Here is an 18,203-nt window from a genome sequence, read left to right on the forward strand (position 1 = left end):
TTATACAAAAATAATGATAAACAAACAAGTTCAATGATGCGATAAGTACTGAAATTATCACGTTGCTCTAATAGTGAACGAATTTATGGTAATTTAATACTCAGGTACTTACTATTTATTTGCCTTCAAAACTCACTCATTCCGTTACTCTTGTTCAAAGTGGAAGTACTGCACTCATTTTTCAAAACCAACAGCAGGTATTATGTTAAAAACAGTTCAAGCCACGATTTTATAGATGCTCAGCGTTGATTTCTGATAAAAATCGCAGCATGTTACTGATTAATAATGGCTGGCTTTGTATTTCTTGACACAGGGGGACTTCAACTCACCCTATGCAATCAATAATAAACTCTTTAGATAAGCCTAATGCACGAGTAAGAACTACTTTCCTATGGTTGTAACCTAAAACAGGTTCCAATTCTAAACATAATTCTTCTATCTTGCCCCCTATCTCAGTCCCCCCAAACACTTTAATCGTAGATCTTAGGCTGCTAATAATTTCATTACTACTATCACTAAACCTTGTCAACAGACCTAGTTGTTCGTAATGTCTCTCAATTAAATGAAAAGTATTATCAGAAACATCTTCAGGCTGTTCCAAACGAAAACGAGGTAGCCAGTTATCACCGAATTCAACATGAAGATACTGAGATTGGGGCAAATTATCTAGGAATAAGTTCAAGAATAGTTGAGAACCTTCATCATTAACGTATTTGTCAGATTTCTTCTTGTTGCAAACACTACAACATGGAAACAGGTTCTTCGGGTGAACGGCAAACTCAGGAAATTCGGTTTGTCCTAGAATATGATCCATTGTATCCGCTTCATTAATTGTACAATTCTGACAAGTATTCAGAATATGTTCTGTATGCAGTGGATGCCTAGTGAGTAAATTTTTCAGATCCTGTATTTTTTTATTTCTATAACTATATAGTGTATTTAGATTAGCCTTGTTATTATCGTCATACGACACAGCTTCAATGATAGCTAAGGAATTAGAATAAAATGCTTTATCATAAACGTTAAAGTAAGATGATTGAGTGTTTGAAATCATTTCCAATTCCTTCTTAAGTCTCGGTTTATTTTTAGTATTACGTTTAGAGTTAACAACCTCTTCGTAAAAGGAAAATGAATCTTTTTCATAAGGTATAATTCTTAGCATGTTATTTTACCAAACTTTGAAGGTAAAGGCGGACATTCAAACTTAGAGGTAAATTACCTTCTTTCATTACTTCCAGGACAACATCATAAGTTTTGTAGCGCTTTACTAATTTTCTGATTGTCATTTCATAAAATTTTGGTATTGCTCTATTGCCAAAAATTTCTTCAGTTATCACTGATAGATTTTCACCAAATGACTCAACACCTATTTTTTTGACGGATGGTACATTTTCTTCTCTTGAAATGATTAAAACATCCCTAGAGAACATTTCTTGAATAATAATTGGAGAATGTGTTGCAATTATACAGTAAGACTCAAACTCGCTGATTAACTCTGCAATACCATTCATAAGTTGGCTGATAGCATTGGGGTGAAGGTGAGTTTCAGGCTCATCAAACAATAATAAGCTATCAAGCCTTATATTCGCAACGATTTCAGATATAACGAAAAGAACTATCGATTGACCAGAACTAAGAGATTCTCTAGCTTTACTAAAACCTAGCTTATCAAAGTATAGCTTTTCAGGATCTTCTGGAAAAGGTTTAATGAAGAGATCAATTAATTCAAGCTCTAAAAAATTGGAGATAACTTTTTTCCACTTATCAAGCCGTTTTAACTTGGAAATTTTTTTCCAAGTATTATGAAATTTTTTCAGTTGGCCTTGATTTGTTCTGATATTACCCTGCTCGTTTTTTAAGCCGCAGTAAACATAGTTAAAATCTGATGTCTTTTTTGGAAATTCAAAATTATCAAATGTACTGTAAGAAACGGCGATAATCTTACTGAAAATCGGTTTATGAGGAATCAATGCTTCACTATTTTCTTTTGCGATTTCCAAAGAAAAAGTGGTCAATAGCTGAGTTTTACCAGCCCCATTTTTTCCTATTAACGCAATCATTCTCTTAGGTAAATAACCATCTGCTGAAAAATGAAAAGGAACGGAAACAGTAGTATCAGCGTACTTTGGAAGGAATTGATAATTAAAGGAGTATAGATTTTCTAAATCGACTCCGTAAATCATTGGCTTTGCGATTCTGTGTACCCTTTCTGCTTCATCATCCCTAATTAAAGAGAGTTTAAAAACATCTAAATTTTCATAATCTTCAGATAGTTCAGAAAAGAAAGCGGCATCCTTTAAAGAATAGAGTACAGAGGTGGTCATCTTACCGAACGACTTGTTTAGCAGTTTGTAATAATCCTCTGATTGTCCAAGTGAGATGAAACCTTCATCCAGAGAAACAAACTTAACAGGCAAAGCCTTTATTGTGACTATATCTTTATTACTTCCTATTTTAATACGGCCTAAAACTATTTTTTTTCCATTATAAAAGTAAACTAATTCGAATGTGGTTTTGTGATTATAATCGTCCCAATTGTCTGCTATTAAGAGAAAGTGTTGACTTGGTTTTTCTTTATCTACTTCTAGACGGTCAACAAATTTTTCAACCGGCATATTTGGGTATGGCAGAATAAAAAAAGGAATCTTATTGATTGGTATATCTTTAGGTCGTTCAAGAGCATCAATTTTAGTTAACTCTAGAATAGGAAAATCGTCTTCATAGCTAATTGTAGTAAGAACTAGTCCCTCAATTTCTAAAAAGTCATTCATTCTTTCTGTAAAATAGGAAACATCTGCTGGAGTATTTTGATACTTAGGTAATAAAAATACTTCTAGAAACTTTGTGAACTTATTTTCACTCTCTATGAGCTTCAATCGTTCCTCGAATAATTCGTGCCAATCCCAATCATCATTATTTATTGTGTGCTGGATAATTTCCAGCTCAGCATTACTAAAGCGGTTATCCTCAGATGGCATAGATTTCAAATCCCAAATTTCATTTAAAAATGGAATGATTCCTTCATCTCTATTGTTTGCAAACTCAAAAATTCTCTCAGTATTGAGAATAAAGTGTAAAATTTTCTTTCTATTCGATTCGTTTATCATTTAAGTAATATCCTAGCCTTATATTAATTCGAGATGTAAAAATAATGAATTGCCACCAATAATCTAGATATTGATTAATCAGTTATCGTAATGATAGCTATACGCTCATTTTAGAATTTCAGCTATGTGTCGAAAGTACTAATTGGTAACGAGGTTGTAGGGGGGTAAAGACGGATGGCACCTTAATTAAACATTCAGCCTTAATCGATTTAGCTTTTTTCCTGACAGGGCATAGTTATCAAGTTTTTACTGAAAATCGTCTACCGCAGATCAAGAACCTTTGTATAGTACGTATACTCGATTACCACACCTCTTACTTAACAATTAACAAGCGAGCCAGTACGTTTTTTTAAAACACTATACTTTATAAATATTTACTAACTAATTGAATTACGACACTCTGCGCTCTTAAACGAGAAGTTACAGAATGTATCATCAAGAGTTACTTTTGTATATAAAACACGTTACTTTTGAGTAAAGACAATGATCCCGCTCACAACTATCATCAACGGCTTTAATCCAACAAACCCAAATCGAAGAAAAATACTGCTTTTATTTTCGTTTTTGACTTTCATTCCCCATCGGAGTGGCTGATGTTCGTTGGAATAAATAGCGTAAGACTGGCAAGGATGTCAGGCTAATTTTCGGGTTACAGGGATGTAGCATCGGAAATGTTAGTTATTTATTTTATAAGGACAAAGCATCTAATTAATGCAACTCACTCCGTTGGGCGTCATGGTGGATGCAAGGAGGATAAGGACGAGCAGTCCTCCTTGCCCCTGTGTGAGTGGGAACTCACGACTTTAGCCTGCGGCAGGCAATTAACCCAAATGCATCCAATCGTTTTAAATGAGTTAACTTTATACAAATGAAGTTATTGGTACTCCTGTGTGACTGCGAACTCACGATCTTAGCTTCACCGTAGGTGAGAGTCATAAACCTTTGCCCATGTTGATGAAAAAATCAAAGACATGAGCAAAGGACTTAGGCTTTCGACTTTCGATAAAGGATGTTGCGACTAGAGCCGCATTTCCGGCACATGCTCAGGCACTATCAATTGGCCCGCTGTTTTTTGTTTTATCTCGTCGACTGAGACACCGGGTGCACGTTCAACAAGATGAAAGGCGCCGTCTTTAATTTCCATGAGGGCTAAGTCGGTTAATACTCGTTTGATACAGCCAAAGCCTGTTAAGGGTAACTCACATTTTGGCAGTAATTTAGAGTTGCCTTTTTTATCGGCGTGCATCATGGTGACAATAATATTATCTGCGCCTGCCACTAAATCCATGGCACCGCCCATGCCTTTAATGAGTTTTCCGGGGATCATCCAAGAGGCGATAGAGCCTTCTACATCGATTTCAAATGCGCCTAAAACCGTTAAGTCAACATGACCGCCACGGATCATGGCAAAGCTTTCTGCAGATGAAAAGAAAGAGGCGCCGTCAACGGCAGTGACGGTTTGTTTACCTGCATTAATTAAATCAGCATCGATGGCGTCTTCGGTTGGAAACGCGCCCATGCCGAGCAGTCCATTTTCTGATTGCAACATGACATGAATATCGTGTGGAATATAGTTTGCCACTAACGTTGGAATCCCGATCCCTAAGTTGACATAGAAGCCATCTTTGAGTTCTTGAGACACACGCTGGGCCATTTGTTCTCGAGTTAATGCCATAAAATCTATTCCTATGAGTCGATGATGCGAATGTTACACAGCAGCTTGTACAGTGCGTTGTTCTATACGCTTTTCAAATACACCTTGAATGATGCGATTAACATAAATACCCGGCGTATGAATATGATCAGGATCCAGTTCGCCCGGCTCTACGATATGCTCTGCTTCAACAACGGTTATTTTCCCTGCTGTGGCCATCATAGGGTTAAAGTTGGCGGCCGTTTTTCTAAACACTAAGTTACCCATCGTATCCGATTTCCAAGCACGAACTAAGGCAAAATCAGCGGTTAATGCCGGTTCTAGGACATAATGGCGACCCTCGATTTCACGGGTTTCTTTGCCTTCAGCTATGGGGGTACCAAAACCAGTGGCAGTGAAAAAGGCGGGGATCCCCGCACCACCTGCGCGAATTTTTTCCGCTAAGGTGCCTTGAGGGGTTAAGATCACATTGAGCTCACCCGATAACATTTGTTTTTCAAAGGTGGCATTTTCGCCGACATACGAGGCGATCATCGTCTCTATTTGTCGGTGCTTTAACAGTAAACCAAGGCCAAAGTCATCCACGCCCGCATTATTCGAAATAGCCGTTAATCCTTTAGTACCCATGGAAACCATTTGGGCAATGAGGCCTTCGGGGATCCCACAAAGGCCAAAACCACCCACCATGATGGTCATGTTATCGCTCAGACCCGCCATTGCTTCTTCATAGCTGGTAACAACTTTATTGAGTCCCGCCATTATTTCTTCTCTCTTTGTTGTGAGGGTGAGGTGTCGATTCTTTATTAACATTGTTAAACCGTTGAAGATGCATGATCTTGCTGGTTTAGATGTCCGCATTGATTAATAGCATTTTTTTCAATCAAAATCACGAGTAAGCTGCCGATAAAAGCGTAAATGTATGTTTATGCTAATAATGCGTTGGCGACTTTTGAAGCGTTAGGTCGGCCTAATACTTGGCTGATCTCCTGACCCGCTTTGGCCAGTTTAATAAGATCAACGCCGGTATCGATCCCTAACCCGTGCAGCATATAAACCAGATCTTCAGTGGCTAAATTTCCCGATGCCCCTTTTGCATAAGGGCAGCCTCCCAGTCCAGCCACAGAGGCATCAACCACGCTGACGCCTGTTTCTAAACAGGCTAAAATATTGGCCAGTGCTTGACCATAAGTGTCGTGAAAGTGTAATGCCAATTTATCAACAGGAACCACACGACTGACCGCTTCAACCATACGCTTTGCTTGAAGCGGCGTGCCGACACCGATGGTATCGCCAAGTGAAATTTCATAGCAGCCCATTTGATAGAGTCTATCCGCGACGCTAACAACACTCTCAAGGGCTACTTCACCTTCATAGGGGCATCCAAGTACGCAAGAAACGTAGCCTCTAATCGGAATATTGTGTTGCTTGGCTTGCTCGATTAACGGAGTAAAGCGGGCGATGGACTCTTCGATGGAGCAATTGATATTGCGCTGGCTAAAACGTTCAGAGGCGGAAGCAAATATAGCGACTTCATCTACTTTTGCCGCAACGGCCCGTTCAAACCCCGTCACATTGGGGGTGAGTGCACTATAAATGACATCCGTTTGACGATGAATGTTAGCCATAACATCCGCTGAATCAGCCATTTGCGGCACCCATTTAGGTGAAACAAAACTGGCTGCTTCAATGCGTTTTATCCCTGCTTTTGCCAAGTTTTCAATCAAGGTGACTTTATCTTGTGTCTTGACCATTGACTCGTTTTGTAATCCATCGCGCGCGCCGACTTCAAAAATACTGACGCTCTTTGGAAACATAGATTTAGTCATCGTCTTCTCCTTCATTATGCTTCAGGGCTAGCTTCAACTTCAACCAGTTGAGTACCATCACTGACGAGCTCACCGGGTTCAAAATAAAAAGCACTGACTACCCCATCGAAGGGGGCTTCAATGGTGTATTCCATTTTCATGGCTTCCATCACTAATAAGCCTTGCCCGGCGGTAACGGTATCGCCCCGCTTGACTAAGTGGGTCACGACAGTGCCATTCATTGGGGCATTGAGTTTATCGGCTAAACTTTCTTCCTCTTCAATCTGTTGGGTTTGAATCGCGCGATAATGATAAACCTCAGCATCTATAAAGAGGGTGAAATCATCACCGACTTGACCCACATGTACCTTAACTTGCTGGGTATATTGCTGGGTGTTCGCGCTAGTATCAATCGGTTTTTGACTGATTTCAGCATTCAGTGTTTGCTCATTGAGCTTGCCTTTTAGGGTGAAAAGCGTCTGCTCAACTTGCCATTGATAGACTGTTTTCCCTGCGACATGGCTTTCAAGCAGTGTCAAATCTTGGACGTGATGATTGTCATCAAGTAGCGTCACATTGTGACGTGGGTGTTGATTTAGCCTAAAGCCTGAGCTCAGTCCCCAAGGCGAGTGTGGATCATGTTTAGGGTTAGTGAATACTTGCTTTCGCAGGCAAACTTGATAAAGGCCTGCTAACGCTAAAGGAATGTGGCTATCTGTTTTAGGCGGCGTTAATAGCGTCTCAGCATAGCGCTCAATAAAGTCAGTACTGAAATGGGCGGCTTTAAAAGCGGGGTGGGTCGCAATACTGGCTAAAAAGGGAATGTTATGGGTTAATCCACCAATATGATAGTGGGTTAACGCGCGATGTAATCGTTGTAAAGCCTGCTCACGACTGGACTCCCAAACAATGAGCTTGGCTATCATAGGATCGTAAAAGGTACTGATTTCATCATTTTCACGGATCCCTGAGTCTATTCTCACATGTGGGCCAGCTTCGGGCTCTCTTAAAAAGGTCAATTTTCCGCTCGCGGGTAAAAAATCATGATAAGGATCTTCGGCGTAAATACGGGCTTCAAAAGCATGGCCGCTGATCTTGACTTGATCTTGTGTCAGTGGCAGGGGCTGACCATTTGCAATAAAGAGTTGCCATTGAACCAGATCGAGTCCCGTGACCATTTCAGTGACAGGGTGCTCCACTTGCAGCCGAGTATTCATTTCCATGAAGTAAAAGCGGTTATCCGTATCGAGCAGAAATTCGATGGTACCCGCTCCTCGGTACTGGATCGCTTTAGCTGCCGCGACGGCCGCTTCACCCATTTGTTTGCGCAAACTGTCACTTAATCCGGGGGCAGGGGCTTCTTCAATGACTTTTTGGTGTCTTCGCTGAATGGAGCAATCGCGATCGGATAGATAAATACAATCGCCTTGGCTATCGGCAAAGACTTGGACTTCAACATGACGAGGTTGGCGTAAATAGCGCTCCATTAACAGCTTATCATTGCCAAATGCCGTGCTGGCTTCGCGCCTTGCAGAGTGAATAGCATCGATGAGTTCGCTTTCACTTTCAACAATGCGCATGCCTTTTCCGCCGCCGCCAAAGGCGGCTTTGATGAGTAGTGGGTAGCCCATGGTATTGGCTTCAGACACCAGTTTTTCATCGCTTTGCTCATCGCCATGGTAACCGGGGACTAAAGGCACATTGGCTTTGCCCATAATGACTTTGGCAGCACTCTTGCTCCCCATGGCATCAATGGCGTCGCTGCTGGGGCCGATAAAGCGAATATTGGCGTGTTCGCATTGGCGAGCAAAGTAAGCATTTTCTGATAAAAAGCCGTAACCGGGATGGATGGCGTCAGCGCCACACCGTTTGGCAATATCAATAATCATCTCACCTTTAAGATAAGACTCGCTGGGCGCACTGCCACCCAGATAAAAGGCATGATCAGCCAGCGTGACATGTTTCGCATCCACATCGGCGTCAGAATAGATTGCATAGGTTTCAATGCCCATGATGCTCGCTGTGCGTATGATCCGACAAGCAATTTCGCCGCGGTTGGCAATCAGTAATTTTGTTATCATCTTATGAGTTTCCTTGTGGATCAGCGTCCACTTTCCAGTGAGGTGCGCGCTTGTCAAAAAAGGCATTTAATCCTTCTTGGCCTTCATCGGAGACACGAATACGGGCAATGCGTTCACTGGTATAATCGCGTGTTGCTTGATTGATTTGTCCATCTTCAAGCCGCTTGACTAAGGTTTTGGTCCAAGCCATGGCTTGCGGACTGTTTTGCTTCAGGGCCGTGATGATCGACACCGCGGCTAAATCAAGACTGTCATTAATGTCGTGAATAACCTGCAGCTTTTGCGCCGTATCAGCACTAAACGTCTCAGCGGTTAACATATAACGTCTTGCGGCTCTCGCCCCCATGGCGCGAACAACATACGGGCTGATCACGGCAGGGATGAGCCCGAGTTTGACTTCACTCAAACAAAAGCGTGCGCGACTACTGGCGATGGCGATATCACAGCAACAAATGAGCCCGAGTGCACCGCCAAACGCGGCACCTTGTACCAGTGCCAGTGTGGGCTTGGGAAAGTCATCGAGCGTTGACATCAATTGAGCGAGTTGATTGGCATCATTAAGGTTTTGCTCAAAATCCATCGTTGCTTGCCTGCGCATCCAGCCTAAATCTGCCCCTGCACTGAAGTTTTTACCTTCGGCTTTCAAGATCAGCAGTTGGCAATCGGCTGCGGCGCTAAAATAGCCTAATGCTTGGATCATTTCCGCTATCATCACATCATCAAAGGCATTATGTTTATCCACGCGATTGAGAATGAGTTCGCCGACACCATGATGGACTCGGCATTGAATAAAGTTGAATTCGGCTATTGAGCTCATGCTGTTCTCTTTATTAACTGATCAGGCAATGGGACGTACCCTTTACATGCGGAACACACCAAATCGTGTGTCTTCTATTGGCGCATTAAGCGCTGCCGATAAAGCCAAGCCGACCACATCGCGGGTTTGTGCTGGATCGATAATGCCGTCATCCCATAAGCGGGCACTGGCATGGTAAGGATGGCCTTCTTTATCATACTGCTGGACAATAGGAGTCTTAAAGTCTTGTTCTTCTTGCGCTGACCAGTCAACGCCTTTACGCGCCAGACCATCGCGGCGCACAGTGGCAAGCACACCTGCTGCTTGTTCGCCCCCCATCACCGATATACGGGCATTGGGCCACATCCACATCATGGTTGGTTCGAAGGCGCGCCCGCACATGCCGTAATTTCCAGCACCATAACTGCCGCCAACAATCACGGTAAATTTAGGCACATTAGCACACGAAACCGCCGTCACCATTTTAGCGCCATGTTTGGCAATGCCTTCATGTTCGTATTTTTTACCGACCATAAAGCCGGTAATATTTTGTAAAAATAACAGTGGAATTTTTCTTTGGCAGCAAAGCTCAATAAAATGGGCACCTTTTTGGGCTGACTCTGAAAATAAAATACCATTATTGGCGATAATCCCAACTGGATAGCCATGAATGTGAGCAAAGCCGCAGACTAAGGTGTTGCCATAGTTGGCTTTAAACTCATCAAAGTCGGAGTTATCGACAATACGTGCAATGACTTCTTTTATATCGAATGGTTTTTTAAGATCGGTACCCACAATGCCGTACAGTTCATGACGGTCATATTGAGGGGCTTGAGTGGGCTTTAATTGACAATTGATCGCTTTGATATGGTTTAAACGTGTCACGCTTTGACGAGCAAGCTGCAAGGCATGGTCATCGTTTTGCGCTAAGTGATCGGCAACACCTGATATTTTAGTATGCACATCTGCGCCACCTAGCTCTTCAGCCGAGACTTCTTCGCCAGTGGCGGCTTTGACTAATGGGGGACCAGCAAGAAAAATCGTGCCTTGCTCTTTGACGATAATCGATTCATCCGCCATGGCGGGGACATAAGCGCCGCCAGCAGTACACAATCCCATGACGACGGCAATTTGAGGGATCCCTCTGGCTGACATTTGGGCTTGATTGTAAAAAATACGGCCAAAATGATCGCGATCGGGGAACACCTCATCCTGTCTGGGTAAATTCGCGCCACCAGAGTCAACCAAGTAAATACAGGGGAGTTGACAACGCTGGGCTATTTCTTGGGCTCGAAGGTGTTTTTTGACCGTAATCGGATAATAAGTACCGCCTTTGACGGTGGCATCGTTGACGATGATCATACACTCAATGCCACTGACCCGACCAATACCTGCAATAATACCTGCCGCAGGCACCGATTCGCCATACATATTGTAGGCGGCAAATTGTGACAGTTCTAAGAAAGGAGAGCTGGGGTCGAGTAGCTTTTCAAGACGTTGGCGAGGAAGAAGTTTACCTCTAGAGAGATGGCGCTCACGTGCGACGGGACCCCCGCCTTGCTCTATGGTGGCCAATTTGAATTTCAGATCTTGCACTAGCGCAAGCATAGCATCATATTTGGCTTTAAACTCATCACTACGAGTGTTAATGCGGCTGCTGATCTGCGTCACGATTTACATCCTTTTAGTACTGTGATCTTATCATTGAGAGTCAGTATAAGATCAAGAAAGAGTGACATTCAATATGCGCCTTTAACGATTAATGGAATGTCAGAAAGGTCTCAAATTATTTTGATTCACTAAAGAGTTCACGACCGATCAGCATGCGTCTAATTTCAGACGTGCCTGCGCCAATTTCGTATAGTTTGGCATCTCGCAATAGACGACCGGTGGCATAGTCATTCACATAACCATTGCCGCCCAAGAGTTGAATGGCATCAAGGGCCATTTTGGTGGCAAATTCTGCGGCATATAAAATAGCGCCAGCGGCATCTTTACGGGTTGCTTCACCGCGATCGCAAGAACGGGCGACATTATAAACGTAAGATTTTGCCGCATTCATGCCTGTATACATATCGGCAAGTTTTCCTTGAACTAATTGAAACTCACCGATAGATTTACCAAATTGTTCACGCTCATGAATATAAGGGATCACGATATCCATACAGGCGGTCATGATCCCAAGTGGGCCACCTGAAAGGACGACTCGCTCGTAATCAAGGCCACTCATCAATACTTTAATACCATTATTAAGCCCCCCTAAAATATTCTCTTCAGGGACTTCACAATCAACCAAGACGAGTTCACAAGTATTGGAGCCACGCATCCCCAGTTTGTCGAGCTTTTGGGCTTGAGTGAAGCCTTTGCTACCGCGTTCAACAATGAAAGCCGTGATGCCATGGGCACCTTTGGTTAAATCGGTTTTAGCATAAATAACATAGGTATTGGCATCGGGACCATTGGTGATCCACATTTTATTGCCGTTGAGAATATAGCGATCGCCTTCTTTACGGGCATTAAGCTTCATTGAGACGACATCTGAGCCAGCATTAGGCTCGCTCATGGCCAGCGCCCCAATATGTTCCCCACTGACGAGTTTTGGCAGATATTTTTGTTTTTGTGCATCGTTACCATGACGGTTGATTTGATTAACACATAAATTCGAATGGGCACCATAACTGAGTCCTATGGAGGCTGAAGCGCGAGAAATTTCTTCCATGGCAACGACATGAGCCAAATATCCCATATTGGCCCCACCAAAAGACTCTGGAACCGTCACGCCGAGTAACCCCATTTCGCCGAGCACAGGCCAAAGCGCATTCGGAAAGGCATTATCAACATCGGTTTTTTCAGCAATGGGGGCGATTTCGTTAGCGGCGAAGTGTTGTACTGCATCGCGTAACATATCAACATCTTCGCCGAGACCGAAGTTAAATGTAGAGTGAAATTGGCTCATGTCTATATTATCCTGCTAATGTGATTCTTATGATTATTAATAGGTTGTAAGGTATGTGTCGCTCATAAATCATCACAATGAGATCGACTCAGTGACGGTTATTCTTGTTGTTGTTCCAGTGCTGCGCGGCATTGTTGCTCAGCGGAATTTAGCTCCATTAACACGACCTTGATGTCATCCATTTGTTGTTGTAATGACAGTTTTTTTTCTTCGACGAGATCGAGCATAGTATGTAATTGAGTGCTGCTATTTTTATCGGCATCATAGAGTTCAAACAATCGGCGTGTTTCTGCGAGAGAAAACCCTAAGCGTTTTCCGCGTAAAATGAGTTTTAATCTGACTTTATCTTTTAAACTGTAAATACGCGTTTGCCCACGACGTTTAGGTTTGAGTAAGCCCTGATCTTCATAAAAACGGATACTGCGGGTGGTGATATCAAATTCTTTCGATAAATCGCTGATTGAATAAGTCATGGATGCGAGTTGATTATTGGCCATACATACTGCCTTAGGGATCACTTTAATTTCAAGATATATGAAGTTTACGTAAAGGTAAAGCTTGGGGCAGCTTTTATCAGGATAAACGAATGTAAAGGCGACGTGCCACTTGGGTTATATCGTATCGTATAAATGATTGTGTATTGAATCGAAAACGTGTTGTTGTATTTTTGTTTGCAAGGTTGTTAGATTGATGTATGCAGTTATAAATAAACTATTTTATGTTTCAGTCATACTGTTTATTTAACAAGATAAAGGCAGGGTAAATGTTCGCTTTAACGTCCTGCTTAGGTATATACTTTGGATGAAAATTGATGTTAATGAGCAACAGTTAGGATCCTTGTACGATCTTTGGAATCAAATACAAATGAACAAGCAAACCAAGTTGTATGATATTGGCGTTATTGGCCTAGGAGTGATGGGGAAGAATCTCGCACTGAACATTGCAGATAATCATTATCGAGTCTCTGCATTTGATCTGGATGTGCTAAAAGTTTCTGGGCTGGTCAATCAAGCTGAAAAGGAAGTGGGCCCACATAGGACTTTGGGGATTAAGGGTTGTGATAATTTGGTTGAAATGTTGGCCGATCTTGAAAAACCCCGTATTTTTGTTTTATCGGTTCCAGCAGGTAAGGCGGTTGACGGTGTCTGTCAGGCGTTAGTTGAGGCGGGTATTGAGCAAGATGATATTGTTGTGGATACGGGTAATAGTTTATGGACAGATACCATTGCTCGAGAAGAAAAATATCGTCATCAATTTACCTTCTTTAGCTGCGCGGTATCGGGTGGTGAGGTTGGCGCTCGTTTTGGTCCTTCGTTGATGCCCTGTGGTGATAAAAAAGCGTGGCATCGTATTCAACCCATCTGGGAAGCGATTGCGGCAAAAGTGGATCCTCAGAGTGGCTTACCGATAGAGCGAACTCAGCCAGGAGAAACGGTGACTGAGGGGGAGGCTTGCACTAGCTATATTGGACCGGCGGGATCGGGCCACTATGTCAAAATGGTTCATAACGGCATCGAATATGCTGATATGCAGCTTATTTGTGAGGCCTATCATTTATTGAGCCAAGGTTTAGGATTGGATGCCCTTGAGGTTTCCGCTATCTTTGAGCGTTGGAATAAGGGCAGCTTGAACAGTTATTTGATGGAGATCAGTGCTGATATTTTGAAGCAACTTGATCCAGTGACATCAAAACCCTTAGTCGAATTAATTTTAGATAAGGCTGGACAAAAAGGGACGGGATTATGGACAGCAGTCAGCAGCTTACAAATCGGCTGCCCAGCGCCCACGATGGCTGAAGCGGTTTATGCCAGAGCGTTAAGTACGCAAAAAACGCAGCGGGTTAAATTGAGCGGTTTATTATCTGGGCCAATCTCACCTAAAAATGGATTGATTGATCACACTAAGGCGCAGATTTTTATCGATCAGTTAGAAAATGCGCTTTATTGCGCAAAAGTGTCGAGTTATGCCCAAGGCTTTCAATTGATGGCAATGGCAGGTAAAGAGCAAGGCTGGCAGCTTGATTTTGCGAAAATTGCGAAAATTTGGCGTGCAGGTTGTATTATTCGAGCGACTTTTCTTCAATCTATCACCCAGGCGTATCAACATGCAGCAGACGGCGCATTAGAGAATCTATTGATGGCTGAGACTTTTGCTGTGGCGTTGTCACAAAAACAGCATGATTGGCGCCAAGCCGTTTCTCAAGCGGTGTTAAATGGTATTCCTGCTCCGTGTATTAGTTCGGCGTTAGCGTATTATGATGGTTATCGCAGCGCTATTTTACCCGCTAATTTATTACAGGGGCAGCGTGATTTTTTTGGGGCGCATACTTTTGAGAGAATAGATGCGCCAGAAGGTGAGAAATATCATCTTAATTGGAGCTCCGCAGAAAGAAAACTGCATAAAGTTAATTGATGGCTTTTTTATCGCAGAAAGTCATCATCGAGTATGTTATCTGAATCATGTCATATCAGTTAGATCGATCTAGGTTAAGTTTGATTATATCCGTCTGCCTTGATAGATGATCAATTCAGACCACTCAGGCTTTTTAATTCAAGGTGCAGGGATGAAAAATGGTTGTTCCCTTTGACCCCATGCAACCCAGAAGTGAAATGCCTGAGTGACTTATTTTGTGCGGGTTTCAAAACAGCCTTTAAGGTTCTAAATTTTATTCCTCTCTTTATTTTCATCCGCTGAACTCATCATTTCCTTAGCTGGATGGGGATAATAATACCGATTTCATGAGATGAAGCTACGTAGTTTTCTTACTCATTATTGAAGTGAACGAGTTGTTTCATAGACTTTTAGTCTAACCTGCCTCGTGTGAACATTAATGAATATTAATGTCTGTACTGTTAAATTTCTTGCCAATATAAGCATTTTGCACTCTTTGCGTGGAAATGCATTGTTTTTGCCTAACAAGATGATTTTTAATTTATTTATTTTAATATATTTTTAGTTGTTTCTATTTTGCGCTATTTGTTTAAATTTTTGTATTAAAAATCATTGTGATTTTAGAGTAATAGCATTAGATTTTATATTAATTTATTTTAACCAACCTGGTTAATGTATATCGATAGTACTTTAAATGGCAGAGTGCTTATCGATGGCGAGATACTTAGGCTAGCATTAATTATCTTTTACTTTGCTTAGGTTGCTATTTTTTGGGAGTGGGTATGGCTGAAACAACAGATACAACGGCAGATACAACAACAGATACAACAACAGATACAACAACAGATACAACAACAGATACAACAACAGATACAACAACAGATACAACGGCAGATAGTTCTAGTAGCAGTTCGAGTACTCCTTCAACAAAAGATATCAATCAACCTAAATCGCAATTAAATTCGAAGAAAACATATAACTTTAGTGGCTATAAATTAATCGCAACGAGTAGTTATAAATTGCTATTGGGATCTGCGTGGTCCAATACAGTTGGGTCTTATACTAATATGAAGTTGGCTACCTCTCAATCTATAACGATTGGCCTAAGGTTTGATGCAACCCTTGCGGGTAAGGTTGCACTGAATTTAATTGCGGCAGAATATGCCTTAACATGTACTAAGTTAAGTGTTAAAGATACTAGAATAGCAATAGAACATAAGAAATTAGGCACCACAGCGACTGAAGTGGTGGCGGCTAAAAAGAAAGTTGCTCTTGATGAGAAAAATGCGATAGCTAGTCGCTTAGACTTGATTGACAAATCGGTAAAATCGACTAATGCTGAGTTGGTTATCACTAATACTAGTATTAAGGGGATCAATACGAGCATCAAGGATGTTAAAGCGGATGTAACTCAAACGGAAAGTCTGATTGGAAAAGTGCAAGTTAGGGTAACAGATGTTGAAACGGCTATTGATAGTCATACCACTAAAATTGAAGCGAATAATGTGGGGATCGGTTCAAATTCGTTGTGGCTTATGGATAATGAGTTATCTATGATAGGTTGAGAGTCATTAGATATAATGCTTTAACCTGTTTCTGTTGGGAGAGTTTTCAATAGAGCAGAGTAGGTGCTGAAGGCAAAATTGGTGAGTAAAATTGAAATTGAAACTGAAACTGCGGATAAGGAACTTAAGGGGATCGTCACTAAAGTCGGGTTAGTGGAACCAGGTGTTGAGCAGAAAGGTATGGCAATGCGCTACTCGTAACCACATAAAGTAAAAGACTAAAATACTAACCATTTAATTGAAAAACAGTCATTGATGACGTTGTCGCGCGTATGAATTCTGCAGAGACTAAAATTGTGACAGCAGGGACCTATATAGCGGATCTTGGGATTGCCATAGAATCCGGCAGTGTAAAGATCAATGACATTAACCTTCTAGGATAACGATTATGGATGGCCAGCTTTGGGGAAACAATAGTCATTAACGATCTTGCTCAAAAGCCTTTTAATCACTCAATAACGGACTTCTGCATTTTTGGTATGGCTATCTTTTTATTTAAGTCTGATTGTTATTCATTGAAGTCTTTTTTGAATGAATATAGGTACCATGTTAACTTTTTCAATGTAAAAATGTTTATTTAATGAACAGTCGTATCAATGTGAACAATGTCGGTTTACTCACCAATAAAGTAGATGAGTTGTTTGGTGTACTTTAGTCTAGCTCTGCTCTTGTGTTAACATTAATAAAGTTCAATAAATTTAATGTTAAATCTGTAATAAGTTTGAAAATCCTATCTTCTATGATATTTCTGTAAGTGTTCTCCTCTATTATAATGAATATTAAGTATTTTAATTGATTAATTAATTAATTGTTCTTTATTTGTTCGGAAGTATTAAATTCTTGTATTAAATTCTTATATTAAATTCTATTGTAGTTTTAGAATGATGGTATTAGATTGATTATAGATTCAATTTAATCATTTTAGCTTGTTTGAATAAACTGATAAATAAGTGAACTATTTATGAATGCTTCTCTTTATTCATGATGATTAAATTTTTTTATTTTAAAAATATAATTTATCGACTGATTTAATGGATTAATGTTAGTGTTTGACATTAATTGCTGCTTATTTTAATTCAATTGTTATTTTTTGGAGGCAGGTATGACGGCTATAGATATCAATAAACCCAGTGGGAAGATGAACTCTGAACATACATATAACTTTTCAGGTTATAAATTGGTTGCAACGAGTAGTTATAAATTGGTATTAGGATCTGCTTGGTCAAACACCGTTGGCGCTTACACTAATATGAAATTAGGTAGTTCTGTATCTTTAACTATAGGTGTCAAATTTGATACGACAATCGCAAGTAAAAACTCAGTGAACTTAATCGCGAACGAATATTCTTTTACTCGAACCAAACTCAGCGTTAAAGACACTAGAGTAGCAACAACAAAGACAATTTTGAGTGCAGAGGCGACCGAAATAGCAGCAAATAAGAAGACTGTCGCGCTTGAAGATCAAAATGCTTTAGCCAGTAGGCTTGATCTTATACAGCAAGGATTACTTGTAACGACTTCTGACTTATCTGTTGTGGGCTCTAAAGTAGAAGGGATCAATACTAGAGTTGGGATAGTGGAGGCTGATGTGATTCAAAAAGGGACTGATATTAATACGGTAGCATCATTATTGACGGTTGTTGGAACAGCAGTAATAGAAAATGCGACGAAAATAGAAGCGAATACAGTGAAGATTAATGAAAATGATGTCGCTATTTTTAGTTCAGGTATTCTTATGTTAGATTGAAATGGATACCGACTTTCTTATCATTTACGGTGTTTATTTTTCTTATCAGTATCATTTTTGATTGACCTGACGGTTATAATACCATCATTGTCCTATTTCAT

The 18,203-nt window shown here is 41.0% G+C and carries 14 protein-coding genes; 4 read left to right on the forward strand and 10 right to left on the reverse strand.

The features are described from left to right. Window positions 1–325: 325 nt before the first annotated feature. From L2764_RS14165 to L2764_RS14210, 10 genes are all read right to left on the reverse strand, one after another. Window positions 326–1,162, reverse strand: a complete 837-nt coding sequence (locus tag L2764_RS14165; protein ID WP_248940901.1) for a hypothetical protein — start codon at window positions 1,160–1,162, stop codon at window positions 326–328. 1 nt (window position 1,163) lies between these two features. Further along, entirely contained in the window at window positions 1,164–3,107 is a 1,944-nt protein-coding gene (locus tag L2764_RS14170) for an AbiJ-related protein (protein WP_248940902.1), read from the reverse strand. A 1,018-nt stretch (window positions 3,108–4,125) separates the two neighbouring features. Continuing rightward, window positions 4,126–4,782: a 3-oxoacid CoA-transferase subunit B gene (locus L2764_RS14175; protein ID WP_248940903.1), complete on the reverse strand. Its 657-nt coding sequence runs from the start codon at window positions 4,780–4,782 to the stop codon at window positions 4,126–4,128. Between the two features lie 33 nt (window positions 4,783–4,815). Further along, window positions 4,816–5,520, reverse strand: coding sequence for a CoA transferase subunit A (locus tag L2764_RS14180; protein ID WP_248940929.1), 705 nt, complete (start codon window positions 5,518–5,520; stop codon window positions 4,816–4,818). Between the two features lie 164 nt (window positions 5,521–5,684). Then, complete coding sequence (locus L2764_RS14185; RefSeq protein ID WP_248940930.1) at window positions 5,685–6,575, reverse strand: hydroxymethylglutaryl-CoA lyase; 891 nt, start codon at window positions 6,573–6,575, stop codon at window positions 5,685–5,687. A 26-nt stretch (window positions 6,576–6,601) separates the two neighbouring features. After that, window positions 6,602–8,647: an acetyl-CoA carboxylase biotin carboxylase subunit gene (locus tag L2764_RS14190; protein ID WP_248940904.1), complete on the reverse strand. Its 2,046-nt coding sequence runs from the start codon at window positions 8,645–8,647 to the stop codon at window positions 6,602–6,604. Window position 8,648: 1 nt separating this feature from the next. Next, window positions 8,649–9,464 carry an enoyl-CoA hydratase-related protein gene (locus L2764_RS14195; RefSeq protein WP_248940905.1) on the reverse strand — a complete coding sequence of 272 codons (816 nt, stop codon included), beginning with the start codon at window positions 9,462–9,464 and terminating at the stop codon, window positions 8,649–8,651. Between the two features lie 42 nt (window positions 9,465–9,506). Further along, window positions 9,507–11,114, reverse strand: coding sequence for a carboxyl transferase domain-containing protein (locus L2764_RS14200; protein WP_248940906.1), 1,608 nt, complete (start codon window positions 11,112–11,114; stop codon window positions 9,507–9,509). Between the two features lie 115 nt (window positions 11,115–11,229). Then, window positions 11,230–12,399 (reverse strand): isovaleryl-CoA dehydrogenase, encoded by a 1,170-nt coding sequence (locus L2764_RS14205; protein WP_248940907.1) that lies wholly within the window; start codon window positions 12,397–12,399, stop codon window positions 11,230–11,232. Window positions 12,400–12,497: 98 nt separating this feature from the next. Further along, window positions 12,498–12,896 carry a MerR family transcriptional regulator gene (locus tag L2764_RS14210; RefSeq protein ID WP_248940908.1) on the reverse strand — a complete coding sequence of 133 codons (399 nt, stop codon included), beginning with the start codon at window positions 12,894–12,896 and terminating at the stop codon, window positions 12,498–12,500. Between the two features lie 367 nt (window positions 12,897–13,263). Here L2764_RS14210 and gnd point away from each other — a divergent pair, with 367 nt between their 5' ends. The 4 genes from gnd to L2764_RS14230 all read left to right on the forward strand — a co-directional run bounded on the left by gnd (window position 13,264) and on the right by L2764_RS14230 (window position 18,102). Next, window positions 13,264–14,811, forward strand: a complete 1,548-nt coding sequence (gene gnd, locus L2764_RS14215) for an NADP-dependent phosphogluconate dehydrogenase (RefSeq protein WP_248940931.1) — start codon at window positions 13,264–13,266, stop codon at window positions 14,809–14,811. 761 nt (window positions 14,812–15,572) lie between these two features. Next, window positions 15,573–16,355, forward strand: coding sequence for a hypothetical protein (locus L2764_RS14220; RefSeq protein ID WP_248940909.1), 783 nt, complete (start codon window positions 15,573–15,575; stop codon window positions 16,353–16,355). Window positions 16,356–16,418: 63 nt separating this feature from the next. After that, window positions 16,419–16,556 carry a hypothetical protein gene (locus tag L2764_RS14225; protein ID WP_248940910.1) on the forward strand — a complete coding sequence of 46 codons (138 nt, stop codon included), beginning with the start codon at window positions 16,419–16,421 and terminating at the stop codon, window positions 16,554–16,556. A gap of 901 nt (window positions 16,557–17,457) precedes the next feature. Further along, complete coding sequence (locus L2764_RS14230) at window positions 17,458–18,102, forward strand: hypothetical protein (protein ID WP_248940911.1); 645 nt, start codon at window positions 17,458–17,460, stop codon at window positions 18,100–18,102. Window positions 18,103–18,203: the final 101 nt, after the last annotated feature.

The organism is Shewanella surugensis (genome assembly GCF_023284005.1).
In the GTDB taxonomy this organism is placed as follows: Bacteria; Pseudomonadota; Gammaproteobacteria; order Enterobacterales; family Shewanellaceae; genus Shewanella; species Shewanella surugensis.

Bases quoted from the DNA above. Each gene is read 5' to 3' on its own strand.
- gnd (WP_248940931.1), top strand. From the start codon at position 13,264: ATGAACAAGCAAACCAAGTTGTATGATATTGGCGTTATTGGCCTAGGA.
- L2764_RS14195 (WP_248940905.1), bottom strand. From the start codon at position 9,464: ATGAGCTCAATAGCCGAATTCAACTTTATTCAATGCCGAGTCCATCAT.
- L2764_RS14205 (WP_248940907.1), bottom strand. From the start codon at position 12,399: ATGAGCCAATTTCACTCTACATTTAACTTCGGTCTCGGCGAAGATGTT.
- L2764_RS14180 (WP_248940929.1), bottom strand. From the start codon at position 5,520: ATGGCGGGACTCAATAAAGTTGTTACCAGCTATGAAGAAGCAATGGCG.
- L2764_RS14190 (WP_248940904.1), bottom strand. From the start codon at position 8,647: ATGATAACAAAATTACTGATTGCCAACCGCGGCGAAATTGCTTGTCGG.
- L2764_RS14170 (WP_248940902.1), bottom strand. From the start codon at position 3,107: ATGATAAACGAATCGAATAGAAAGAAAATTTTACACTTTATTCTCAAT.
- L2764_RS14220 (WP_248940909.1), top strand. From the start codon at position 15,573: ATGGCTGAAACAACAGATACAACGGCAGATACAACAACAGATACAACA.
- L2764_RS14165 (WP_248940901.1), bottom strand. From the start codon at position 1,162: ATGCTAAGAATTATACCTTATGAAAAAGATTCATTTTCCTTTTACGAA.
- L2764_RS14175 (WP_248940903.1), bottom strand. From the start codon at position 4,782: ATGGCATTAACTCGAGAACAAATGGCCCAGCGTGTGTCTCAAGAACTC.
- L2764_RS14210 (WP_248940908.1), bottom strand. From the start codon at position 12,896: ATGGCCAATAATCAACTCGCATCCATGACTTATTCAATCAGCGATTTA.
- L2764_RS14230 (WP_248940911.1), top strand. From the start codon at position 17,458: ATGACGGCTATAGATATCAATAAACCCAGTGGGAAGATGAACTCTGAA.
- L2764_RS14185 (WP_248940930.1), bottom strand. From the start codon at position 6,575: ATGTTTCCAAAGAGCGTCAGTATTTTTGAAGTCGGCGCGCGCGATGGA.